Below are 25,427 nucleotides of genomic sequence, written 5' to 3'. Positions count from 1 at the left end.
TTTCTAAGCCGCGTATTCGGCGGTGAACCGGTTGTTTATAATCGATATGGTTTTTTTAACTTTCTAAGCCGCGTATTCGGCGGTGAACAGTATAAAGTTGTCAAGCCGTTTCGTGTGGGTTTTCTAAGCCGCGTATTCGGCGGTGAACTTGCCGTTCGTCATGCGTCTGCCTTCTGTTTATTTCTAAGCCGCGTATTCGGCGGTGAACTAGATAAAGCGTCTGATGTAGTGGGCTTTGGCTTTCTAAGCCGCGTATTCGGCGGTGAACACAACTTCAACAATCTTATCATTAGTCATAACTTTCTAAGCCGCGTATTCGGCGGTGAACATTTTGCTAAGATTCAAGCTGAACAGTTCACTTTTCTAAGCCGCGTATTCGGCGGTGAACGCGAAAAACTCAAAATCCGTTTTAATAAGTCGTTTCTAAGCCGCGTATTCGGCGGTGAACTACGGTTACGGATTGCGGTGTGCTGTTGCTGTTTTCTAAGCCGCGTATTCGGCGGTGAACGATTTCACAGCGCATTTGACTTTACCAACATTTTTCTAAGCCGCGTATTCGGCGGTGAACTGGAGGTCAATAACCACGGCCAAGGCGTGCGCTTTCTAAGCCGCGTATTCGGCGGTGAACAGCCCCTGTTTTTTGTTGTTCTATGTAGACGTTTTCTAAGCCGCGTATTCGGCGGTGAACATGCACCGCGTATTAAAAGATGTTAGCTCTATTTTCTAAGCCGCGTATTCGGCGGTGAACTTATGTCTCGCGGTGGCCGTATCGGCTGGAATTTTCTAAGCCGCGTATTCGGCGGTGAACATAAAAGAGCGTGACTTGGTTGAGGTTATAAATTTCTAAGCCGCGTATTCGGCGGTGAACCTAAAAAAACAAGAAAACCCCAGTAAACAGGCTTTCTAAGCCGCGTATTCGGCGGTGAACTTGAAAATGTAGATACCGCCATCCGGCGCAATTTTCTAAGCCGCGTATTCGGCGGTGAACATAGGCGAAATCCCATGTGCGTGTGGTCGCGTTTTCTAAGCCGCGTATTCGGCGGTGAACCTGGCGAATAATCAACAGGTGTATAGCCTGGATTTCTAAGCCGCGTATTCGGCGGTGAACGCAACGATAGAGCGTCGAGCTACTAAGGACCATTTCTAAGCCGCGTATTCGGCGGTGAACTTTAAAAACATCGTTACTTTTTACAAATAGGCTTTCTAAGCCGCGTATTCGGCGGTGAACAGAATATTCGGATTGTTCGCTAAACGTATGCGCTTTCTAAGCCGCGTATTCGGCGGTGAACTAAGCACCACGCTCAATAGATCGCGCTATCGTTTTCTAAGCCGCGTATTCGGCGGTGAACAAGAGGACGACGTAATACCGCCCGCGCCAGCGTTTCTAAGCCGCGTATTCGGCGGTGAACTTTCACTAAGTGGGACCGCGTTTTTTTCATTTTTTCTAAGCCGCGTATTCGGCGGTGAACGCATGATTTCAAGCGAAGGTTACCACGGCCACTTTCTAAGCCGCGTATTCGGCGGTGAACAATCAAACAACGCAGTAATCAAACAGGGTTTTTTTCTAAGCCGCGTATTCGGCGGTGAACTGACAAAACCGCGAAATGTCCCGTATGCGTCTTTTCTAAGCCGCGTATTCGGCGGTGAACGGTGGACTGCCGCGCATTCAAACGTATCAGATTTTCTAAGCCGCGTATTCGGCGGTGAACGCAACCGATGCACAAACAGCACTTGAAGAAGTTTTCTAAGCCGCGTATTCGGCGGTGAACCCTAGACAGTCTAGTTAATGCTAGCTATCTGCTTTCTAAGCCGCGTATTCGGCGGTGAACCTATTGAAGATGTGGAAAAGAAAGACATTATCTTTCTAAGCCGCGTATTCGGCGGTGAACTGGCTTAGCTGGCGCTGTATGGGTGCTTAACGTTTCTAAGCCGCGTATTCGGCGGTGAACGGGCATTAAGTTGGGAAGTTGCTGTGTTTGTCTTTCTAAGCCGCGTATTCGGCGGTGAACTTGTTTCACTAGATCAGGCGCTAGCTCTAAAATTTCTAAGCCGCGTATTCGGCGGTGAACAGTAGGTAACGAACAGAGGAACTTAAGATGCATTTCTAAGCCGCGTATTCGGCGGTGAACAAACTTCATTCACTTGACTTGAAACCGTGTTGTTTCTAAGCCGCGTATTCGGCGGTGAACTTTCCGCAAGATCTTCATCTTGCCAAAACTCATTTCTAAGCCGCGTATTCGGCGGTGAACAGTGATCATGACAATACCAGAGCCGCCCGTAATTTCTAAGCCGCGTATTCGGCGGTGAACAGTGTGCTGTGGGGTTCGGTTGCCGGCATAGCTTTCTAAGCCGCGTATTCGGCGGTGAACGAATGATTGAACGTGGCGCGGTCTTGATTGATTTTCTAAGCCGCGTATTCGGCGGTGAACTTTGCACCGCTTCCATATCTTGCAACGCGTTGTTTCTAAGCCGCGTATTCGGCGGTGAACAGCGACGTGGTCAGCCATCACACACCCCCGCATTTCTAAGCCGCGTATTCGGCGGTGAACTCTAAGATGCTCTATTCACACGATCAAAGCGTTTTCTAAGCCGCGTATTCGGCGGTGAACTCGCTGTTTAAGCTGATGGATTTGGGGTTTGTTTTCTAAGCCGCGTATTCGGCGGTGAACTTATGAATATATCGGGCGTTTATGCCTTGCATTTTCTAAGCCGCGTATTCGGCGGTGAACGCGCTTACGATCTGCGCTGTGAGCGCGGCCGTTTTCTAAGCCGCGTATTCGGCGGTGAACAAGATGACTGAAAAGGAACAGTTTTTTACCTTTTTCTAAGCCGCGTATTCGGCGGTGAACAAAACCAGAAGTGGGACGAACTAGATTTTATCTTTCTAAGCCGCGTATTCGGCGGTGAACATTTCAATAGGGCCTTCTAACACGTCCAATGCTTTCTAAGCCGCGTATTCGGCGGTGAACGCATAGTTCACCAACTCCGCAATGTCTCGTTTTTTCTAAGCCGCGTATTCGGCGGTGAACAAGAATTGAACATTTTTGGTAAAATTCACGTTTTTCTAAGCCGCGTATTCGGCGGTGAACCCGCGCTTTCTACTGTAAATGTTGCCCGTCCTTTTCTAAGCCGCGTATTCGGCGGTGAACACGGTCAGGTAAGACAGTTTTGCTTTGGCCTTTTTCTAAGCCGCGTATTCGGCGGTGAACGCAACGCATTAGACTGGTAGAACTGCTGATTATTTCTAAGCCGCGTATTCGGCGGTGAACACCTTAGCGATGAAGAATTGGCGAGAATTATATTTCTAAGCCGCGTATTCGGCGGTGAACTCTTGACGGATTCCGTTAAACATATTTTTGGATTTCTAAGCCGCGTATTCGGCGGTGAACGGTTCCATGCTGTCACCACTCACTTTGCAACATTTCTAAGCCGCGTATTCGGCGGTGAACGAAGGCTAACTTGCAGCTAAGAAAGATTCACATTTCTAAGCCGCGTATTCGGCGGTGAACTATAAAAAAATACCATTAAGTATTTGATTGTTAAAGAGCTTTTGACCTTTTTGACAAAAATACCATTGTTTTTATCGAGAGTCGCCAAGCCCCTATTTTACTGGGTTTGACGATTATTCTAAAAAAAAGGGTATTTTTTGTATCTTATCTATTTAAGCCATTGACCATAAGCATGTATATCGATCATAGGCACGGTTCCACAACTTTGTAGCTGTGACAGTAACTCAAATAAAAAAGCAGTCGTGGCTTTAGAGTGTTGCTTTACCGTCATTTCATGACGGTTTTTCTCATAAAAGAAAAAGCAGTCATCGGCAGCACAGCCAATATTTAAGAGACCTTTATCCTCTTTTTGCTGTTCTAAATTACGATTTAACGTTTCAGACATTTTTTGTTCATTTTCAAGCGCTAGCAACCCACCAATAATTTCTATTGGAGGCTTTGCTGCATAAACACCTCCAGCATGAGGTATCGGTAGACTGGTCACATGTAAACGTCTAACACTAGCCACTTTTTTTCGAGCTGCTTCGATATGCTCTTTACTCAAGGTCTGCTTGACTTCAAAAACGGCGTAGACACTTTCCGCAGGAATAATAAGTTGCTCAGCATAATGAAAAATGAAAGGTGAATACTGACGATCATAAATCACCACGTCAATTTGCTCACTAAATTGATTATTACTGTCAACAACAAAGGCGCGACTGGCACAATATCGCTCGGGTAAATATTGATTAAATAAATCAACCCATACATTTTCCGCACCATCGCCTTTCACAACGGAATGCTTAAAGGATTTTCTAACTGTACTTAATTTATGCTGTACATCGGTGTGTAGATTTTCTAATAATTCTGACAGTTGCCAGTCAAGAGCCATGTTATTCTCCCCTCAATTGCTGCAACCGCTGTTTACGGATCGGGTAATTTGGATTTTTCTTATTACTTGGCTCATAACCAACCTGTTTTAGGCAAGCGGCTAACGATTTACGATCTGCCTCACGCCAATCCAGTAATGCTTTATCAATCCATGCTTCAACTTGTATTCGATAATCTTCATTATCACGTTTTGCCTGATAGCTCTTATTTAATTCGTCGATAATTTGAGAAGGCGGTTTTGCAAGCTCGGCCTGTTCTTCCGCTTTACGTTCTTGCTCAATTCGTCGCTGTGCTTCTGCTTGTCTTCTTTCGCGGATTTCAGGTGGTAAACGAGTTCCCGCCTCACGTTTTAATGTTGCTGCTAATTCTGGGTTAAGTTTCATATACCCATAACCTGATGCGGTTTTAGCACCTATGCCGTTATCTGCTAAGGCTTTTTCCAATATGGTTTGGCAAAGCTCGATAGATTTAGGGTTACCTTCGAGCACAAACAAAAAGCTCCCTTGCACTGCGAGTAAATGATTCGGAATCGGGCTGTCTTTATCAGATGGTTCCGCTTTCTTGGCGTTGTAATACTCTTGGTGGTGCGTGGTAACAACATCGAGTACGAAGGGTTTAACGCCATCTTCAGGAATCCACCATGCATCGTGGAAGGTGACGGTACCAGCAACACGGTTCGGTTCATCACTATCGTAAGTGCCAAATAACTGTTCAATGGCTGCAGCTGAATCTGGCAAATATTGCTTTGCACACGCCCTAACCACGCCTTTGATGCTGGAACCAGGAATATACGGCATTCCGTAGTTACGGCTTAAACTGCAGCCCGTTTCTAATGCAGCGTTGCCTGTCAAACCAATCAATAAGCGATTTTCTAGCATCATAACGGATTGCTGAAAACCATTGACATCAGAGGTCAGATCAGACCAACGGTTAAAAGCGTTTTTGTACTCATCCGGTGCGGAGAGTTCAACAATTTTTTCTAAATGCGCTGTCTTCTTATTATCTGATTTGCTATCGCTATTTTTTACTCCATTTTCCTCTACTTCAAGCATGCCTTTTTGAAGTAAAAGACTCGGATTTACACTTTTACTTTGGCTAAAAGCAACTTTTATGTTCTCACGAACTAAACAGGCCATCACTGCACCTCCTGTTTTATCACACACTCTTCCAAGAGATTGCCATCTGGCCCTATTTTTAAGATGCCTTGCACATAACGGCGTAACCAGCCTGCTATTTCTAGTGCCTCACGGGTCATACGCATGATTTTATATAAGTCTGATTCAATAATGTTTTCATGAAGACTTTTATTAATATCCAGAGGATGATTTATTACTACAAAAACGGCCTGTAAATCCGATAACAAAGCCTGAAAATGAGGTTCCTTAGGTTTAGAAAGTAAAAAGCCCGTGGTCTGCGCTAGGCCATTTTGTAAAATCATGGTCGGCAGTTTATGCACTAAAGTGGCGTATTTCTTATTCTCTTCGGTACTGTTGCTTGTTTTTCGAGAATTGATCCGCTCAAACGCGGCAGTGGCAACGATTTGACTGCGTGGTTTCATGCGCTATTCCCCTTTGCTTGATTGAGCAATGAACTGCACCAAGCCATTGCCAGTCCCCATATTGCCACCCATTTGTAGCAAAGGCTTATCATTGATAATGCCGTTAAGCTTATCTAGCTTGTCGCTATTTTGATCCTGTAAGCGCGTTTTATCGACGGAATAGACGCCCCACAATACGCTTTCAGCGGGTAAGCTTTCTTCCGTCCATAATGCCCCTCCATCAACCACTCCCGTGTTTTGATCTATACGAATACGGGTGCGGATTTCGGTGGCGGTTTCAGCCAAAAAGGAGAAAACCGTATCAGGCAAAACAATAATACGTTTGCTCATGTCGTTATAGTCGGGGCTGCCTTTTGTATAAAGGGTTTGGGCAATATGCTCAGCCCATTTTTGCGTGTGCTCACACGCTTTGTCTTTTACTGTTAGATCTAAATCCTCCAGCACCATCAAATTACCTTGGTGATTTGGGTTATCGTTAGGGTACAAGGCTTGGTCATCGGCTATTGTAGGAATCGTTAAATCTAATTTTAAGTCTTTTTTATAACGCTGAAGAATAAAAGGGCAAGTGGCGTAAGCCAAAATGCCGTAAACCGTTCTGACAGGCAGCAACAACAAATGCGCATCGGTAATAGATAATGCGCCTGCGCTGCTTGGCTCGCTATCGGGCTTTTGATAACCAAACAAGGTATTCGTTAATTCGTCGTTTTGTTGGCTAATGTGCGCTCTTAATACACCACGCACTGTTGAGCCTGGCACGAGTGGCAAATGGGTGGCGCGATCACGCGCTATGGGTTGGTCAACAATACCGACCGATTGGCCTGAGCCACAATGCAAAATAGTTTGGCTAAACAAATGATAAACTTGGAATGACATAACATCGTCCTTTAAAAATAGCGTTAAGAATGGAATTTGTAGGCAGCAGGAAACGCCAAACCAAATCCGTTGTGGTTGTTTTGATTACCTTCTGCAGAGTCATCAGATAGATGCGCCAGCCAAAGCGAACGAATGTCGTCATCGGTGACATCACCTACTATTTCAAACCAATAAGTGGCACCAGCAGGGATCATTTTTTGTGCGGAACGTGGTTGTCTATTCGCTAAATCCCAACCCGACTGCGGTATCCAACGATCTAACGCAGCAGCGCGTAGTCTAATGTGTAGACTTTCACAACAAGGCGGCTTTCCAGTAAATACGTTTTCATCAAGACTCTCTTTAAGCCAGCTAGGTAACCAACCATTTTTAAACAAGGCAGGGGTTAAAAAGGTCAGCGTAAATCCTTTAGCGTCTTTGATGGTTTGCACTAAATCGTTTGGCATTTTCGGCCATAAACCACAAGGCTCAACTTCTGCCAAGCGCCGTTCGCCACCGAGATTCATGATTGTTTTAGTGGGGATTTCACCATCGATTCCAGCCAGCAATGCAATAGAATGCTCTGGGAAAGGTTTGCCCATGCTTGGATTACCAACCTGCGGCATTTGCCACATGGTTAGCCCTGTGGTTTGGAAGATCTTCCCTGAGTCGGCATTACGGCTTTGATCATTAATGGCAATATGAGTACGAATATCTGGTTCGGTGGGCGTCCAACCATTTTTCATGATGTCATCAAAACTGACCTCCTCTCCCTTGCGCCATTTTTCTAGATCCTTAATCGACCACCAATTTGGCCCTGAAACGGGCTTGCCTGCTTTCGTTTTTTCAGCAAACAGAGGCAATAAACCGCTGGGGAGATCGCAGCCTTCACCCGCTGCAAATTCCATAGGCTTAGAGCGGACCAGATGTGTTATATCTGTATCTCTGTCATAGAAATACTGCACATCAGCAGGCTTGGGCACCAAGATATTTTCTTCTGTTAGGGCATCGCCATTGGTGGAGATTTTGACTGCCAGCGAGCCTGTCACGGCTATTCCCAGAAGTGTCGAATTCAGCGGTTTATTATTACTGCGGGCATAAATATTACGTAACGCCCCCGCAATGGTAGACGGTGGTGGAAAACGTGCCGCTTGCGCGTCAGAGATTTCTTCAAAAGATCGGCCGGAACGAATAACCAAAGGGTCTTTGGGGTTGATCAAATAATACTGCATCACTATTCTGCGCCTCCAATGTCAGTTGTGGTTTTCGCACTGAGCCAACGAGCTAAAACCAGTTGATTGGCAAATTCATCAAGAGTATGGCGAGACGCTTGCAAGCGAAGTTGCGATTTGAGACTGTTAATTATCTCTCCTTCGCACTCCTTTTTCGTTTTGCCCTCTAGTTCGTCCGTTTCCTCTAAATCAACCGCGAAATCTGCACGCGATAACATGCGTTCTAACTCACTGGTTCGAACGCCACTAAGATCGGCTTCTTCTCTGTAAGTCCACTGTAATCGCAGCGCCATTTCGCGTACTTCTTGCATGATACGAGTTGGCATCCAACCCTTTGCAAATGCATGCGCGAAGTCAGAAAGCGCCTTCAACGTTTCTTCATCGTCCCAACGACAACGCCATGTGATTTCATGGCCGGAGCGAATACCAAGATGAATCGCCAGTGCATTACGAGGGGCTTTTTCTGCATTGCCTTTAGCGTGTTTTTCCGCGGCAACCGCTCTTTGACGAAGTTGGCGCATGGGCTGCACAAAATGACCGATAGCCAAGCCAACGGATAGGGTTGGATAGAGCGCTTCATTCAGTTTCAACTCGGCTGCGATAAGCTTCATCTTTTCTTTAAAATCATAGGCTAACTGTTTAGCACACGTCATTGCTTGAGCTAAGGGCACAAAGGCTAATACATCATCACCACCCGCATAAATGGCATGGCCGCCATGTAATTGCACAATCTTTCGCGCGCTGGTGGCAAATTCATGCAAGGCTTTAGAAATCTTTATTGATTCGTCAGGAGTATTTGCTTGAGCTAATAATTCGCCCATGCGATCCCCATCGGCCTTGAGCAAGACGCCATAAGGCACAGGAAAAGATTTAATGTCTTCTAGCTGTTTTTGAAGGTTTTCTTTCGCTTTCTCTTCAATATCCGCTTGCTCAACGCGGCTTAAAAACAGGTACTCACCATCGAAGGGAAAGCCTTTATATACACCATCATTGCCTGAGACCTTAGTAACGTGACCCGATTCTAAAAGGGGTTCATAGGCATCTCTCAGGGCGTTAAGGTCTTCTGCACTCAGTTTATCAAGCCAACTATGCGCCACAATACGACTAAAGGGCGTAAACTGCTCCAAGTTACCCGCTCGGCGTTTTACCACACCTAATGCATCTAGCTCTTCTTCATTGTTTAAACCCAAAAAGCGTTTTTTCTGTACCAACTCTTGATTTTCAATTTGTAGATTTTTTGCTGCATCACGAGCGGTAAGTTTATTTGTGACGGTATTATTAGCACCATCCAGAGTCGATTTGTGTAAGCCCTTCCCATTGTCCTGTATCGGGTCAAAATTACGTGTCAACTTACGAGCTTGCAGTAACTGAGCAAGGCGTTTGGATGCTGACTTATAATCGTGATTGGCGAGTGAGACCCACGCCGAAAAGATTTCCAGTACATCACCTTGCTGTTGTTGCCAACGTTCACGGTCAATCCCTGAGTTTTGTAATTCGTCTTCGTTTAATACAGCGGTAAAAATACCCTTCAATCGCTCAAAAGCCGCTGTTTTTGCCAAATCAATTTTTTGCTTTAATTCCGTTTCAGAATCAGCGGTAAGCACGACTCGAATCACATTAGCAATATTAGCTTTAGGCATATCATTTTCAGATTGAGGCTGTAGTTCTATATCTGGATTTTCTGGGTTAGGAAATATCAAACAGCCCTTTTGTGTTTGATGCAGATTAAGCGCCACAGCACGCGCCACTTCCGATAATAACCAAGAGCCACACCAGAGATCTTGTGCACGCCTTCCCGCTTCGATCAAACTTTGTACTGGGCCAATGCTAATAGCGACTAAATACTCCATGATTATTGTCCTTGTTTGAAATAGTCTAGGAAGGCGGAAAGAGGGTCGTTAGGTCTCACCTCACCGTTACTCTGTTTCATAGGCTCGATAGTGTTCGCAAGTCTGTTTCTTTCTGACACTTGATCGGCACTAGGCCAAGATTTCGGCTGGATATGGCTCGGTGATGGACTTAGCTCTAACTCTTCCACTAAAGTCACTTGCCAATTAGGAAGTAAGAGTGCTGCCGCTCGCCATTTTTCACCATCTTTGTAAGGGCAAATAATTAATGGGCTCGCCATGCGCTGCTCACCTTTTGGCAAAAGCGTCATAGTATTAGGCTCTTTATTAGTTCTATCATTAAAATCAAAAATGATTGGTAAACCAAAAGCGGCTCTAGGAAAGACATTTCCAGCAGGATGGACGGGGTCATGATCAGTTTTATGCTTCTTAGTCATTCGTCTAAGCTGATCCGGTTCAGGCCAACGACTTCGACCAGGACGACTTCCTTGCCCTTCATTGCGACCAATACCTTTACCTTGTCGGAATTGATAAAATAACTCGGTTGCCTTTTTCCACGCATCTTCCGCAGAATTGAATGATTTTTTGCCATTAGAATCCGATATAAATTCTAGCTTCATCAAGCCTTTCATTTCTGTTTCATAGACAGGTTTTAACCCTTCTATTTTAATTGCACCAAAACCTCTGCGAGTTCTCCCGCCAATACCGCCAAAACTTGCCCACCAACGCAAAGTTTCTTCAACTTGTGCTTTTTCTTCATCGAGAACTTGATCTTTATAATGCACCTCAAGAACGAATTCATAACCACTTAATAAGCAAGAAACTTCATCAGCAGCGCCAAGGATGTATTTGACTCCAAAGCCTTTAATCGACTTAGAACGCTCTAAATGATTAGAGTTAATTTTTTTACATTTAACTCGAATTTGCACTTTGCTCGCTTTAGCACCCTCGTCACCAATCCCCCCCCAAATCGCCGTTTCCCGTTTAAACAATTCCTTAGGATCTTTTGGCCCACAAGCAATACGCCACCAAAAGCGTAACTGCCCGCGAATCGAGCTGGCGCGGATTGGCATGGCTGTATCGACTTTACCTGCCTCAACCCCACCACCGTACATAGGGGTAACAAGCGTACACTTGTATGTTTGCCACTGTTTTTCTGTTTCTTTATTTAACTCGTTGCTTAAGCCTTTAAGCAACTCTCCATCTATTTGTCGGCGCATAAGCAACCTCTTCCTGACATTGAATTAGAACCAAGGCACGCTGGTCGTGTTGCTTAGGCCGTATTTGGAAAATGCCTGATCAGATTGACTCGCTGGGCATGTCGTTTGTTTGATGAATAAACGAAACGTCTCGCCTGTAGATTGGCTTTTGATTTGCACAAAGGGCAGATCTAAACGTTTGGTGTTGTCTTCGGGGATCTGTAGGCAGGCTTCTTCATAACTGATGGATCGTCGTTTCATCGCACGGCGACGTAAACGGTCGAGATTACTTTGCACATGAACGCGAGAGACAAGGCAATGTTTGTCTGTTGTAGGCACAGGGGAAATGGCCATCACTTGCGTGTAGTCACTTAATCCTTTTCGCCAAGGTAATTGTTCAAGTCGCGTCAAGGCATCGAGACAACCGTGGATGCGTAACTGCTTACCAAGGGTTTTACCTGACAACGCAGGGAAGCTAACGGCTATCTCGCCTTGAGAGACGTCTACCAAGGCGCGGTGCAATTTACTGAACAAGGCATTCATTAATATGGAGGCCGAAAGTTCGAGATCCTCCATGAGTTTGATGTCTAGATAATGATCCATAACACTCCCTAGTTTTTGAATTTGGCTCTTTTATAGCAAGACATCTGTTTCAGTACTACTGATAAAGATTAGGCTAAATAAGTATTTTTAAAGTTTTCGTCGTTTTTTGCACACCTCTATGTCGCTCAAAGGACTATCCTTTTTGTGTCTGGTGACAAAATGACCAGTCACGCACACAACAAAAACAACAGCAAAAAAGGATGTCGTTATGAGTATTCATGCAAATCGCGGTGTTATTTATCAGGGTAATGGCACGGTTAAAGTCGACGCTATTCCCTTTCCTGAATTGGCTATTGGCAAGCGCCGATGTGATCACGGTGTGATCTTAAAAGTGGTCACGACGAATATTTGTGGCAGTGATCAACACATGGTACGTGGTCGTACGACGGCGCCAACGGGGTTAGTGTTGGGCCATGAGATCACGGGCGAAGTGATTGAATGTGGCCGCGATGTCGAATTCATTAAGGTAGGTGATTTGGTGTCTGTGCCGTTTAACATCGCTTGCGGTCGTTGCCGTAACTGTAAAGAAGGCAAAACGGGGATTTGTCTAAACGTGAACCCTGCTCGCCCCGGTGCGGCTTATGGTTATGTGGATATGGGCGGTTGGGTTGGCGGACAAGCCGACTATGTGATGGTGCCTTACGCTGATTTCAATTTACTGAAATTCCCCGATGCCGATCAAGCCCGCGAAAAAATCCAAAGCCTCACGCTACTGTCTGATATTTTCCCAACGGGTTTCCATGGTTGCGTGACCGCAGGTGTGGGTCCGGGCTCTACCGTGTATATCGCGGGCGCTGGCCCTGTTGGTTTGGCCGCGGCGGCTTCTGCGCATTTGCTGGGTGCCGCCTGCGTTATTGTCGGCGATATGATCGAAGATCGACTCAATCAAGCGCGTTCTTTTGGCTGTGAAACCATCGATCTTAAGCAAGATGGCGATATTCAAGATAAGATCGAAGCGATTCTTGGGGATAGAGAAGTCGATGCTTTTGTGGATTGTGTGGGGTTTGAAGCCCATGCTTGTGGTTGTAATCACCATCAAGAATCCCCTGCTGTGGTATTGAATTCGGCGATGCAAATGACCCGCGCCGGCGGTCAAATTGGTATTCCGGGTCTGTACGTAACTGAAGATCCAGGTGCCACTGACGATGCAGCCAAACAAGGCAGCTTAAGCATGCGTTTTGGTCTTGGCTGGGCGAAATCTCACTCCCTGCATACTGGACAATGTCCCGTGATGAAATATCATCGCGCCCTAATGCAAGCCATCTTGTTTGATAAAATCGACATCGCAAAAGCCGTGAATGTGCAGATGATCTCTCTGGATCAAGCCCCACAAGGCTATGCGGATTTTGATGGCGGCGCAGCGAAGAAATTCGTTATCGACCCTCACAGAATGGTGAGTTGATATACCCGAAAACTGAATAACTAGACTAAAAAGCCTCGCCTCGCTAACTATGGATTAGCAAGGCAAGGCTTTTTTATTTGCCTGACTTTTGTGCTAGGAAATAGTGTTTCTGAAAAGCCGATAACACCTTGGGAAGATGTTCTGGTAAGTCTTCGGCGATTAAGCCAATGCCCACATCATTACCTACCTCACCATGCAACCATACCGCTGCGGAAGCCGCATCAAATGGCAACATGCCTTGTGCAAGTAAGCCGACGATAAAGCCAGCCAATACATCCCCGGACCCACCCGTGGCAAGATACGCTGGCGCATTAGCATTGATAATCGCTCGACCATCAGGCGAGGCAATCACCGTATCTGCGCCTTTTAACACCACGACAGCACCGCTTAATTTGGCAGCCATACGCGCTCGCGTTAATTTGTCGTCGGGATGGCTTTTGTTAATTTCAGGAAACAGTCGCGCAAACTCGCCTTCGTGAGGTGTCATCACGCAAGGGCCATTAATGGCATCAAACAGGGTTTGTGGGTCTTCTGAAAATGCACTGAGCGCATCCGCATCCAACACGGTGGTATGATTCGTTGTCAGTGCTGTGACCACGATTTTCCGCGTACGAATCCGTTCGAATCCCGCCAGCCCAGCCCCCGGCCCAACGGCAATGGCGTTATGTCGCGGATCTAATAACAGCTCTTCAAAATCTTCTTGTTCTTGGCTCACCTCTAGCTTCGCCACCATTACGCTCGTCATCGCAGTCGCATACACAGCCCACGCTTTAATCGGCACCGCCAAAGTCACTAACCCAGCCCCGATTCGCATAGCGCCACGAGCCGTTAAACGACTGGCGCCTGTCATGCTCTCCCCGCCGTAAATCAGCGCATGACCACGGTGGAATTTATGTCCATCCGTCCGCGGCCAAGGGTAATTTCGATACCAAAGCTCAGGACTGTTTTCCCACGCCTGAAGGTTTAATTCGTTCAATACTGTCTCAGGAATACCAATGTCCGCAACCACAAGCTCACCGCATAAACCTCGACCGGGAAGCAGCAAATGTCCGGGCTTTTTACGGAAAAAGGTCACCGTTAGCTCAGCAGGCGCAACCAATCCAAGAGCCGCGCCTGTGGAACCATCCAGTCCACTCGGCACATCAATCGCACACACCGGAATATCACGCGCTATTATGGCGTCGACCATGTCTCGCGCTTTACCCTCCAACGGCCGTGTCAAACCCGCACCAAACATGGCATCGATAACCAAATCGGATTGGTCTAATACGTTGACAGAATAATCTTCGACCTCCCCCTGCCAAGCCTGATAAAAATGCGCCGCTTCTGGCGATAGCTTTTCAACTGACCCCAAAAAAGCCAAGCGAACAGGCCAATCAGCCGCTTTTAAAAGCTTGGCGACCACAAAACCATCGCCACCATTATTACCCGGCCCACACAACACCAATACCGAACATCTAGACCAACGCTCAAGCACAGCGTCAGCGACTGCCTTTCCGGCTGCGGCCATCAAATCTATCGCAGGCACACCAGCCACCACAGCGGCTTTGTCTGCTCGGCCCATTTCGCTTGCGGTTAGAAGATATCTGTCGCTTTTATTAGGCTTATAATTCATTTGTTTTCCTTATGAACCTGAAGTGAAAAGATTCTTTAAGCTATAACATCAAACGATAGCCAATACCTGCTTCTGTTATGAGATACCGAGGCGTCGTTGGATCATCGCCAATCTTTTGCCTAATATGGCTGACAACAATACGTAGATAATGGGTGTCTTGTACATGACTTAACCCCCATATTTGCTCTAGCAGCTGCCTTTGGGTAATAACACATTGTCTATGCTGAGCAAGCTTCGCTAATACGGCATATTCTTTCGGTGTAAATTCAATAATTCGGCCTTCACAACAAACTAAACGACGAGCCAAATCTATTTGCAAGTAACCATCATCAAGCAGTACGGGGGTGGCATCCGGTAATCTATCTCGCAGTTGTGCACGTATTCTGGCCAGAAGTTCTTCAACACTGAAAGGTTTAGTAACATAATCTTGGGCGCCTAAATCCAAGGCTTTTATTTTATCTGGATCACCGCTGCGTACAGATAAAACAATCACAGGCACTTTAGAAAAACTGCGCAATTCCGCCAACAATTCAAGTCCGTCGCCATCGGGCAAACCCAAATCTAACACGACTAAATCAGGCTGTTGCCTTACTGTCGCGGCTAACCCAGAAGCAACTGAATCCGCCTCAGATACATCATAACCAACACTTTTTAAGGCAATCCGCAACATCTTGCGAATTTGATTTTCATCATCAATAACTAAAATTTGCGCTGGCAATCGCCTATTCTCCTGTTTTTATTTCAGGTAAGGGTAATTCAATAATAAACCGTGAGCCACTGCCCACACGAGCCGCATCAGCTTTTACCGTACCACCATGGGCTCCTATCATGCCACGGCAAATAGCCAGTCCCATACCAGTATTATGGCGTTTACTATCACCATCCGCGACAACGTAAAACATATCAAACACTTTTTCACGCAAGTCTTTAGCAATACCGGGACCACTGTCTTCAATTTCAATACAACACACTTGACCCTGCTGACTAACCAATACCTGGACTGGCTCTTCCGGTTGAGTATATTTAGCCGCATTCTCTAGTATATTAAAAATACCTTGCTCCAATAACGCTGCGTGAGCATAAAGCAATGGCGTATTAGGCTGTGACTGATAATCCACTTGAACATCTGGAAAAAAGCGCTTCAATCTCTGTTTAGCACTGCCTATAATATCGTCAATGGACACCCAATCACGCTCCAACTTCAACGTGCCGTGCCCCAATCGCGTCATATCCAATAGATTCTGAATGTAGCGATCTAGCCGTCTGCTTTCCTGAACAATGGTGTCTAAAAGCTCGCGTCGGTCTTCACTGGACAGCTGGCTATCCAACACTTGTAGACTTTCTGCAGAACCCATCATCGCTGATAAAGGGGAACGTAAGTCATGCGATACAGACGACAATAAAGCAGAGCGTAACTGCTCCATTTCAGCTTTCAACTTAGAGCTTTCTAATTCACGGTTAAGGTGAATGCGCTGCCAAACATTGATGGCTTGCTGACTAAGAATATCTAATAGATCGGTATCATCTTGTCTTAACACCTGTTGCTCGGAGGAAAACTTCAGTATTAACACGGCGATGGTTTGCTGATCGCACAACAAGGGGAATGCAGCCCAATTACTGGCGTTTAATGTATCACTAAAACGACCAGCTCTTTGCTGATGGCGGTGACACCAATCTATCATCGCTTGGTCCAATGTCTGTAGTTTCTCTGTTAAAGTAGGGCTGATGGTTTTTTCATGCTGATCGATAGACACCACATGAGCCGTACAATGCAACGCCTGACTCACTTGCATTGCCAGTGTCTCCCACAGGGCACCTGTTTGATTTACAACAGTCAATTGCTGAGCAAAATCTCGCTGCAGTTCACTGTAACGATTCGCCTCTTTTAACAGTAAAAATTGCTGTCGAATTCGCGATGCCGCAGGACCACAGACTATACCTATGACCAACATGAATAAGAGCGTGGCGATATCATCATTTTTATTAACAAAAAAAGTATAGTACGGCTCGGTTAATAAAAAATTGAAACTGAGAAATGACAGCAAAGCGGTAAAAATAGCAGGCCGAGCCCCAAATTTGAGACCACATAACACGACGAACAACACATAAACCAATACCAAATTACCGCTTTGCAGCCATGGCGTTAGAGCTTGAGCAAAAAGACTAGCAACAAGTGTAAACAGGAGACCATAAACATACCCTCTTTTTTGCCCAAAAGTTGTCGATGTGTATAAAGAGACTTTCGTCGCTTGCTCTCGTTCACCGACACGCCAAACGGAAACCTCCAAAGGTAGACCACTGTTTATCAGCTGCTGATATAAGGGCTGTCGCCAAGGCTGAAACCAACGTTTATTCCCCGCACCAACCAGCACTGTATTAATACGATGCTCAGTTAAATAAGGCAAAACCGTTTCTTTAGTCGAAGGACCACGAAGAATATCCGTCTGTGCCCCCAGCTCTCTAGCCAATGCAAAAGCCGATTGCAGTCGTTTCTGCTCTGCCTGATATTGAGTTTGCCCAGTATCGACCCAGACCACTAACCAAGGTGTTTGACGCTTTTCTGCCATACGTCGACCAGCACGAATCAGATACTCATGATCACGCCGGTTTGAAATCAATACCAAAACCTTATCTTTAATCAAATAGTCGCTACCTCGGTCTTTCGCCTCCTGCTCGATTTTTAGTTGCGTATCAACATGGCTCATCACCAGCTTCATTGCCATTTCGCGAAGCGCAGTTAGGGTTTCCAATTGGAAGAATTGCTGTACGGCCTGCTCAGCATAATCAGACAAATAGACTTTCCCCTGCGAAAGTCGATCTAAAAGATGATTGGGAGCCAAATCCACAAAGACCAACTCTTGGGCATGATCTATAAACTGATCAGGAACCGTTTCTTTTACTCTTATCCCACTGACTTGCAGCACTAAATCATTAAGGCTTGCGATATGCTGGATATTAAGCGTGGTATAGACATCAATACCTGCTGCTAAAAGCTCCGCAATATCCTGATATCGCCTTTTATGTCGGCTGCCTGGTACATTAGTATGGGCAAGTTCATCGACCAATATGAGCTGCGGTTTTTCTGCCAGCGCAGCGTCTAGATCAAATTCTGTTAAACACTGACCATGATACTCCAGCTCACGACGAGGCAGTATACTCAGGCCTTGCAGCAAGGCTTCAGTTTCTGTTCGTCCATGAGTCTCAATAAGCCCCACCACTACAGAAACACCTTGCTGTACACGTTCCTTAGCCGCATTAAGCATGCCACAGGTTTTGCCTACTCCGGGAGCCGCCCCTAAAAAAATTTTTAGTTGACCACCTTCTTTCTTCTGCAAACCTTTCAAAAGAGCATCGGCCTTTTGGCTGCGTGAATCAATCGCCATGGTTTTTCCTTCTCAAATGCGGTGATAAACCCATTTATCATTAGATAAAAAAACAGTGCCTGCTATCTAATCGAAAACAGGCACCTTTTGTTATTTATTAATACAGAAAATTATTGACGTGGATACTGCGTATCCAATGCCAGATTCAACAACAATACATTTACTCTGGGTTGTCCAAATATCCCCCACTGAGGCGCTTCTATATGCTGCAGCACCAATTGCTCAAGCTGTGACGATGTGATACCTCTTGCTATAGCGACTGTTTTCATCTGCAGTAAAGCCGCAGCTGGAGATATATGCGGGTCTACCCCAGAACCAGAACTGGCCAACAAATCAACCGGAAGCTGTGACGAACTCACCTGAAACTCCTGAGTTAGAGCGGCGCTGGTTTGAGCTACTCGATCTCGTAATTCTGGGTTAGATGGTGCCAGATTGCTACCACCCGTTGCCATTGGGTCATTATCTGCGCTGCTAGGACGACCATGGAAGTAATAAGCGGCACTAAATGGCTGAGACACTAATGCTGAGCCTATTTGCTTACCGTTTTGCGTTACCAAACTCCCAGTTGCTTGCTGAGGGAAAAGCATACCAGCAAAACTGGTCACCGCCGTGGCATAAAAACCACCACACAGGATTAACATGATAATCGCCAATCCCAAGGCAGGTCGCCATATAGGTGGTTGCGAAGCCTTACTACCATAGATACTTTTCATTGTATTCATGCTTAAAATACTCCGTTCAATAATACGTCAATCAACTTAATCGCCACAAAAGGCAGAGCGATCCCCCCCAAACCAAAAATCAGCATATTATTACGCAATAACTTCTCGGCACTGATGGCTTTTATTTTTACGCCTTTTAAAGCCAATGGAATAAGTGCAGGAATAATAAGCGCATTAAAAATCAACGCGGATAATACGGCTATTTTTGGGTCCGGCAGCTGCATCACATTCAACGCGGCGATACTTGGCATGGCAGTCGCAAATACCGCAGGCACAATAACAAAGTATTTCGCCACATCATTAGCCAACGAAAAGGTTGTCAAAGCCCCTCGTGTAATAAGCATTTGCTTACCAATAGCCACCACGGATAGTAGCTTAGTCGGATCCGAATCTAGGTCCACCATGTTGCCAGCTTCTTTCGCCGCTTGTGTACCAGAGTTCATTGCTAAGCCGACATCAGCCTGAGCCAAGGCAGGAGCGTCATTGGTCCCATCACCTACCATCGCCACCAATCGTCCTTGAGCCTGCTCTTTGCGAATCAAGTCCAGTTTGTCTTCTGGCTTAGCTTCTGCAACAAAGTCATCAACACCTGCGACCGCAGCAATAGCCCCTGCTGTTATAGGGTTATCACCTGTTACCATTACAGTACGAACTCCTAACGCTCTTAGCTCAGCAAAACGCTCTGCGACACCAGGTTTAATCACATCGGAAAGTTGAATAACACCCAAAATACCTTTTTGGCTAGCGACAACCAAAGGTGTCGCACCCTGCTGAGCCACCTTAGTCACTAACGAATCCAAACCTGAAGGCACGCTTAACCCACGATCTTGTGCCCACCCTTTAACCGCATCGGATGCCCCTTTGACCCAAATATCGCCATTTGGCTTTGCAATCGCTGACAAGCGAGTTTGCGCACTGAACGGAGTAAACTCTTCGTCACCAGTTAACTGCGGGACGTCCTGTTCCAATTCACTGGCTAAACGCACTACAGATTTCCCTTCAGGTGTTGGATCTTGCAATGAACTCCATAAGGCTCCTGCAATTAATTCGTTTTCTGTCACCCCAGATACGGTTAAAAAAGCCGTTGCTTGACGATCACCAAACGTAATGGTGCCTGTTTTATCTAACAACAAGGTATCAATATCACCTGCCACCTCGACGGCCTTACCCGACTTAGCAATGACATTGGCCGCTAACGCTCTGTTCATCCCAGCAATACCAATCGCAGGTAATAGGCCCGCAATTGTGGTTGGAATCAAACAAACGACTAACGCTATGAGCATCAACCAATCAAGCTCGATACCAACAAAGCTTGCCATTGCCGGTAATGTAGCGACAGCAATTAAAAACACTAAAGTTAAGGCGGCCAAAAGCACGGTTAAAGCGAGTTCGTTTGGTGTTTTTTGTCGGTTTGTGCCTTCTACTAGACTGATCATTTTATCTAAAAAACTATTGCCGGCTTCCGCTGTAACCTGCACGGTAATAGTCCCACTTAGTACCTTAGTACCCGCAATCACGCCTGAATGATCTGTACCAGCTTCGCGTAATACTGGGGCTGACTCGCCGGTCAACGCCGACTCATTAATGGTTGCCACTCCGATAACAATTTCACCATCCGCAGGAATTAACTCTCCAGCATTGACCAACACTTTGTCACCGGCTTTAAGCTGACTAGCCGAAATTGTCTGCTCATTGGTACCATCCAGTTTCAGAGCCTTTAAATCACGACGAGTGGCTTTTAAACTGCTTGCCTGATCTCGGCCACGCGCCTCCGCAATAGCCTCTGCAAAGTTTGCAAACCAAAGGGTAAAAAACAAAATCAAACTACTGGCTAAGGCAAAACCAAAGCTCTCCCCAGCCGATATCTGCTGCCCAGTCATCACAATGGCTAACAAAGTAGCTACCCAAACCACCAGCATAACTGGATTCTTTATCGCTAATTTAGGATGTAATTTGGCAAATGCTTGCCAACTAGCTTGTGTAAAAGTCGACGTATTATTCATTTTATTCACCTGCTTATTGACCTAAAACGGCCGCTGTTTGCTGCGACAATTCAAGAGCTTCGCCAATAGGACCAAGCACCATAGATGGAAGAAAAGAGAGAAAGTTAACAATGAGAATGACAGTTACCAAAGTCACTGCAAAAGTAGGATTAAAGAGTGGCAACGTTCCCGCACTGGTTGGAACTAAACGCTTCTTCGCCAAAGAACCTGCAATTAATAACGGAATTACCAAAGGCAAATATCTACCTAAAATCAATACCACCACACAGGATATATTCCACCATGTCGTATCATCACCAAGCCCTTCAAAACCAGAACCGTTATTAGCAAAAGCCGACGTGTATTCGTAGAAAACCTGCGCAATACCATGTAGCCCAGGATTAGAGTTACCAGTCAACACTGGGAAGGCAACCGTAATTGCAGTGAATGTCAAAATCACCGCACTTGGTAAGACTAGCAAAACACCAAGCCAGCTTATTTCGCGTTTCTCTAGCTTGCGGCCAAAAATCTCCGGTGTACGGCCAATCATCAGCCCAGCTATAAACACCGCCAGCCAGACATACACCAGAAAATTCACAAAGCCACAGCCGATTCCGCCCCAGATACCATTAATTAGCATGCCTGAACGAGTCACTAAGCCTGCGATTGGGTTCAACGAATCGTGCATGGCATTAACTGAGCCATTAGAAGTTTGTGTGGTAAAAGTGGCCCAAAGTGCGGACAAATCTGTGCCAAGACGAACTTCTTTTCCCTCCATATTTCCCGCTTGTTGCGCTAAACCCGTAAATGCCACATTAGGTTGTTGCTCGCTGTAAACTGCGGCAGCAATAAATACTAAGCTGAGCCCCCCCATGACCGACAATGACAAGAAAGTAAAACCACGGCGTCGTAATAACCCACCCGCCATAAACACCACTGACATTGGTATTAGTACGATAGCAATTGTTTGAATGGCATTACTGACAGGTGTTGGGTTTTCTAACGGATTACTGCTGTTTGGCCCAAACCAACCGCCACCATTAGTACCAAGCTGCTTAATAGCAACCATTGATGCCACAGGCCCAAGAGGAATGGTTTGCTCAGTCAAATTTTGCCCCTGTTCTAATACAGGTACTGTTGGACTCGCTTGATAACTCGATGGCACGCCTTGGCTTGCTAACAATACGGCAACCACCGCGGCCAAAGGCAACATCAAGCGCAAAACGGCTCTTACCGTATCCTGATAATAATTGCCTAAATCTCGTTCCTCACCTTCTTTCGCCTCCTTTACGTCACGGCCCCCCATCATGCCTCGTAAAATAGCCACACACACAGCCAGCGCCATAGCAGGCGTGACAAATTGCAATGTCACAATTAAAAAACCTTGGCTTAAATAGCTAAGCTGGGCCTGCCCTGAATAGTGCTGCTGATTCGTATTCGTCAAAAAAGACACAGCTGTATGTAAAGCAAGATCCCAACTTAATGGCCCAATATTATTTGGATTGAGGGGAAGTAAATGCTGAAACTGCAACAGAAAATACGCCACTATGCCAAGCACGAGATTACTCAAAAGAAAAGCAGCACCATAGCTTTTCCAGTCCATTCCTTGCGTTGCTCGAATACCTAACAATTTGAATATGCCGTTCTCAAACGGCAGAAATACCTTATCGCTCCAATGTGGCCCAGCAGAAAATATCCCAGTCATATAATGACCAAGAGGCCACGCCAGCAATAAAGCCAATGAACAAATCAGTATTATTTCCATAAGTGATACCTCAGAACTTTTCAGGTGCCAACATGGCGACAATAAGTACAGCGCTTAAAACGCCAATAAGTAACAACAGTAACCAACCCATCTCCGCTATCCTCAATTAAAAACCAGACCATTAAAGTAAAAGCCTATGGCGTAAAATATCCAGATACATAAAAGTGGAAAGCATAATTTTTTCGTAAAATTTGCTTTAGAAGACTTGGCGTCACGTGACATGAATAAAGTGCAATGACTTAATTAATGAAGAGGAAACATATCGAGTAAGGTATGGCATCACGAAGCTTGCTAACGGACTCGCCATGCGAATAAGCCGTAAAAGTTCCGATGTATCTTTGGGTAAGGAGAGTTGTTTGACGAAATAGCCTCTGATCCAAGTGCAACTGAGCATCACTCCCAAAAGCATCAGCGAAGCCCATTAGGATTAAAATCTTTAACATATTTCAACAGCGACTGAAGTTAAGCTTTACTATATTGTATTGGCTGCCACAGGTATGATGACGCTTTCTAATGCATTTTAAATTATTCTACTTATTACCGGACACTTTTATGAACGACGAGATCAACTACACAAACAACCCTCTACACGGTCTGGGATTACAAGAATTGCTCACCCAGCTAGTTGATCACTATGGTTTTGAGATTCTCTACGCTTATCTGAACATTAACTGTTTCAAGACGAATCCGAGCATTGAATCCAGTGTGAAATTTCTCAAGAAAACTGAATGGGCACGAGAGAAAGTGGAAGCTTTCTATCTATATAAATTTAAAAACTTACCGCGAGTCTCCTCTGAGCAGTTTGAACTACCTCCGCGAAAACGTATTATCCCTGAAGGCCAAACACCCCGTGGACCAGCTGAACTGAGTTTCGAAGATGCTGAACGCGTAAGAGAAAAACAGGCCCTGAAAGCCGCTGAGCATGGCAAAACAAAAAGGTATGACAACGGCAAGCCTAGCAGATATTCGTAAAATCAGCTGGATAACAATTCCCCTTGCCAACGTCCTGACTCCCATTCGGCTTTGGTGACCTCCTTTATAAGAGGAATCACTGCATTCAACAAAGCCGTTTGCGGTCGATCTGCCGCGGTGAATACGCACACCTCTCGCCATAAGGTTGGTTCAACAATTTCTATTGCCTGTATCTGATTCGCCTGCTGTAAATGATAAAAAGCAGATGTGGGCGATAGCAATACCCCATGCCCATCCACCACATAACGCAGTGTCGTCATCAATTGTCCAAAAGCAGGTTTATGGGGCAGTTGAATCCCTGTTTCCTCTTCATATAGACTCAATACATACCCAAGAGAATCGCGAGGCCCTGTAACGATCACGTCGTGTTCAGCCAATTCAGCAAATCTAATCGTCTTTAGACCAGTTAACTTTTTATATGAAGCCACTTTGGGCTCACGACCAACCGCTAAAAACAGCTTCTCTCGGAACAGTTTAACTTGGCGTATTTGACTCATATCCGATCCATCAGGTGATGAAATAGCCATGTCTATTTCCCCTGACAGTAATTGGCTAGATAGGTTGTAAGACAGTCCAGCATGAAGATCTAATGTAATTTTAGGGTAACGTTGCTCAACCAGCGCCAATAATGGCACGGAAATAATATTGCCAATTGGTTGGGTCATCCCAATTGATAAAACACCCGATGGCTCATGTTCAAACTGATGCACATCGCATTTTGCTTGTTCCATTTGACGCATAATCGATTCTGCGTGGGCGCGAAAAATCTGCCCACTCTGCGTCAACACCACACCGCGAAAACTTCGCTCAAACAAATTAGCGCCAAGTTCATGCTCTAGGTTTTCAAGCTGTAAACTGATACTAGGCTGAGCCACATCTAATGCTCTTGCTGCCGCCGCGATGCTATTAAGCTCGGCTGTTTTTAGGAAAAAAGTTAGCTGCTTACTATTCATAATGGTTGTGGGTACATAAAAAGTATTGAGCTACACCATATTTATTTTTGTTTTTTATAGCCAGTTTTTTATTTAGCCTATCAACAACAAAACAACAACATAAAGAGAAAAATTATGTCTTCAACAAAGCGATATTTTGAACAACCTAGTCGATTTAGTGATGCAGAATGGCACGCTAGACAAGACCTAGCCGCCATGTATCGAATTTTTGCCTATTTAAAATGGGATGAGTCCATTTATAACCACATCTCTCTCAGGGTTCCGGGGGAAGACAATCACTACTTAATCAATCCATTTGGTTTACATTACAGCGAAGTGACTGCCTCAAACCTTGTTAAAGTAGACCTAAAAGGCAATATTGTTGGTCATTCAGACTGGCCGATCAACCCAGCTGGCTTTACCTTCCACAGTGCGATTCATGACAAAGTCGAAGGCGCACATTGTGTTATGCATGTTCATACCACGCCCACTCTGGCTGTTTGCTGCTTAGAAGAAGGAATTTCTTTCAGCAATTTTTACTCAGCGCAAATTTACAACAAGGTGGCTTACCACGACTTCGAAGGCATCACTCTACACATGGACGAAGGCCAGCGCATTCTAGATAGTGCAGATGGCAAACCTATTTTAATGTTAAGAAACCATGGTCCTGTCGTCATGGGTGGAACCTTAGCTCAAGCATTTGCTCTAATGTGGTTAGTTAACCGCGCGTGTGAAGTGCAAATGGCGTCTATGTCGATGGGAAAAGTACGAAAAATACCAGAAGAAATCTGCAAAAAATGCACGGCGGCTTCTCTTCCATTAGATCCTAAATACGGTGCTGGTGAAGACGTGTTTGCCGCGATGAAGCGTATTATCGAAAAACAAGACCCCTCTTATAAACAATGATCACAGACAATCTAATATATCGAGTAGGGTGAGGCGTTGCCGCCTCATCCCTCTCACAGAACCGTACGTACGGGCCTCGTA

Annotated in this window: 18 protein-coding genes and 1 CRISPR repeat array; of the genes, 3 read left to right on the top strand and 15 right to left on the bottom strand. The window is 45.5% G+C overall.

Going from position 1 to position 25,427, the window contains the following annotated elements; all coding sequences use genetic code 11:
* Nucleotides 1-3,509: direct repeats of the CRISPR family, unit length 28 nt; unit sequence TTTCTAAGCCGCGTATTCGGCGGTGAAC.
* Nucleotides 3,510-3,657: 148 nt separating this feature from the next.
* From nucC to cas6f, 8 genes are read right to left on the bottom strand one after another with little or no spacing between them, the layout of a single operon-like run.
* Entirely contained in the window at nucleotides 3,658-4,380 is a 723-nt protein-coding gene (gene nucC / locus DK187_RS06125) for a CRISPR-associated endodeoxyribonuclease NucC (RefSeq protein WP_111606466.1), read from the bottom strand.
* Between the two features lies 1 nt (nucleotide 4,381).
* Entirely contained in the window at nucleotides 4,382-5,515 is a 1,134-nt protein-coding gene (gene cmr6, locus DK187_RS06120) for a type III-B CRISPR module RAMP protein Cmr6 (protein WP_111606465.1), read from the bottom strand.
* Nucleotides 5,515-5,937, bottom strand: coding sequence for a type III-B CRISPR module-associated protein Cmr5 (gene cmr5 / locus DK187_RS06115; protein ID WP_111606464.1), 423 nt, complete (start codon nucleotides 5,935-5,937; stop codon nucleotides 5,515-5,517). The genes cmr6 and cmr5 overlap by 1 nt, the downstream gene beginning before the upstream one ends.
* A gap of 3 nt (nucleotides 5,938-5,940) precedes the next feature.
* Nucleotides 5,941-6,810, bottom strand: a complete 870-nt coding sequence (gene cmr4 / locus DK187_RS06110; protein ID WP_111606463.1) for a type III-B CRISPR module RAMP protein Cmr4 — start codon at nucleotides 6,808-6,810, stop codon at nucleotides 5,941-5,943.
* A 23-nt stretch (nucleotides 6,811-6,833) separates the two neighbouring features.
* Nucleotides 6,834-8,018 (bottom strand): type III-B CRISPR module-associated protein Cmr3, encoded by a 1,185-nt coding sequence (locus tag DK187_RS06105; RefSeq protein WP_111606462.1) that lies wholly within the window; start codon nucleotides 8,016-8,018, stop codon nucleotides 6,834-6,836.
* Between the two features lie 2 nt (nucleotides 8,019-8,020).
* Complete coding sequence (gene cas10 / locus DK187_RS06100; RefSeq protein ID WP_111606461.1) at nucleotides 8,021-9,868, bottom strand: type III-B CRISPR-associated protein Cas10/Cmr2; 1,848 nt, start codon at nucleotides 9,866-9,868, stop codon at nucleotides 8,021-8,023.
* A gap of 2 nt (nucleotides 9,869-9,870) precedes the next feature.
* Nucleotides 9,871-11,085, bottom strand: a complete 1,215-nt coding sequence (gene cmr1, locus DK187_RS06095) for a type III-B CRISPR module RAMP protein Cmr1 (RefSeq protein ID WP_111606460.1) — start codon at nucleotides 11,083-11,085, stop codon at nucleotides 9,871-9,873.
* A gap of 24 nt (nucleotides 11,086-11,109) precedes the next feature.
* The gene (gene cas6f / locus DK187_RS06090) at nucleotides 11,110-11,667 is read right to left on the bottom strand and encodes a type I-F CRISPR-associated endoribonuclease Cas6/Csy4 (protein WP_111606459.1); all 558 of its coding nucleotides are present in this window, start codon (nucleotides 11,665-11,667) and stop codon (nucleotides 11,110-11,112) included.
* A gap of 208 nt (nucleotides 11,668-11,875) precedes the next feature.
* Between cas6f and fdhA the strand changes: the two genes are divergently transcribed.
* On the top strand, nucleotides 11,876-13,069 hold the full coding sequence (gene fdhA / locus DK187_RS06085; RefSeq protein WP_111606458.1) for a formaldehyde dehydrogenase, glutathione-independent: 1,194 nt from the start codon (nucleotides 11,876-11,878) through the stop codon (nucleotides 13,067-13,069).
* A gap of 73 nt (nucleotides 13,070-13,142) precedes the next feature.
* On the opposite strand, the gene DK187_RS06080 is transcribed toward fdhA, so the two are convergent.
* The 6 genes from DK187_RS06080 to kdpA all read right to left on the bottom strand — a co-directional run bounded on the left by DK187_RS06080 (nucleotide 13,143) and on the right by kdpA (nucleotide 22,536).
* The gene (locus DK187_RS06080; RefSeq protein WP_111606457.1) at nucleotides 13,143-14,684 is read right to left on the bottom strand and encodes an NAD(P)H-hydrate dehydratase; all 1,542 of its coding nucleotides are present in this window, start codon (nucleotides 14,682-14,684) and stop codon (nucleotides 13,143-13,145) included.
* Between the two features lie 40 nt (nucleotides 14,685-14,724).
* A complete protein-coding gene (locus DK187_RS06075; RefSeq protein WP_111606456.1) occupies nucleotides 14,725-15,402 on the bottom strand; it encodes a response regulator in 678 nt (225 codons plus the stop codon).
* A 4-nt stretch (nucleotides 15,403-15,406) separates the two neighbouring features.
* Nucleotides 15,407-18,067 carry a sensor histidine kinase gene (locus tag DK187_RS06070; protein WP_111606455.1) on the bottom strand — a complete coding sequence of 887 codons (2,661 nt, stop codon included), beginning with the start codon at nucleotides 18,065-18,067 and terminating at the stop codon, nucleotides 15,407-15,409.
* A 110-nt stretch (nucleotides 18,068-18,177) separates the two neighbouring features.
* A complete protein-coding gene (kdpC, locus tag DK187_RS06065) occupies nucleotides 18,178-18,789 on the bottom strand; it encodes a potassium-transporting ATPase subunit KdpC (RefSeq protein ID WP_111606454.1) in 612 nt (203 codons plus the stop codon).
* A gap of 2 nt (nucleotides 18,790-18,791) precedes the next feature.
* Nucleotides 18,792-20,792 carry a potassium-transporting ATPase subunit KdpB gene (gene kdpB, locus DK187_RS06060; RefSeq protein ID WP_111606453.1) on the bottom strand — a complete coding sequence of 667 codons (2,001 nt, stop codon included), beginning with the start codon at nucleotides 20,790-20,792 and terminating at the stop codon, nucleotides 18,792-18,794.
* Between the two features lie 13 nt (nucleotides 20,793-20,805).
* Complete coding sequence (gene kdpA, locus DK187_RS06055) at nucleotides 20,806-22,536, bottom strand: potassium-transporting ATPase subunit KdpA (RefSeq protein WP_111606452.1); 1,731 nt, start codon at nucleotides 22,534-22,536, stop codon at nucleotides 20,806-20,808.
* Between the two features lie 552 nt (nucleotides 22,537-23,088).
* Here kdpA and DK187_RS06050 point away from each other — a divergent pair.
* Entirely contained in the window at nucleotides 23,089-23,508 is a 420-nt protein-coding gene (locus tag DK187_RS06050; protein WP_111606467.1) for a VF530 family protein, read from the top strand.
* A 2-nt stretch (nucleotides 23,509-23,510) separates the two neighbouring features.
* Here the strand turns inward: DK187_RS06050 and DK187_RS06045 are convergent, their stop codons facing one another.
* Nucleotides 23,511-24,461 (bottom strand): LysR family transcriptional regulator, encoded by a 951-nt coding sequence (locus tag DK187_RS06045; protein ID WP_111606451.1) that lies wholly within the window; start codon nucleotides 24,459-24,461, stop codon nucleotides 23,511-23,513.
* 114 nt (nucleotides 24,462-24,575) lie between these two features.
* Between DK187_RS06045 and DK187_RS06040 the strand changes: the two genes are divergently transcribed.
* The gene (locus tag DK187_RS06040) at nucleotides 24,576-25,346 is read left to right on the top strand and encodes a class II aldolase/adducin family protein (RefSeq protein WP_111606450.1); all 771 of its coding nucleotides are present in this window, start codon (nucleotides 24,576-24,578) and stop codon (nucleotides 25,344-25,346) included.
* The last annotated feature ends 81 nt before the right edge of the window (nucleotides 25,347-25,427 follow it).

Source organism: Marinomonas arctica (assembly GCF_003259225.1).
Lineage (GTDB): Bacteria > Pseudomonadota > Gammaproteobacteria > Pseudomonadales > Marinomonadaceae > Marinomonas > Marinomonas arctica.
The sequence above is the reverse complement of the archived record's forward strand: the minus strand, read 5'-3'. Positions and strand labels throughout refer to the sequence as shown.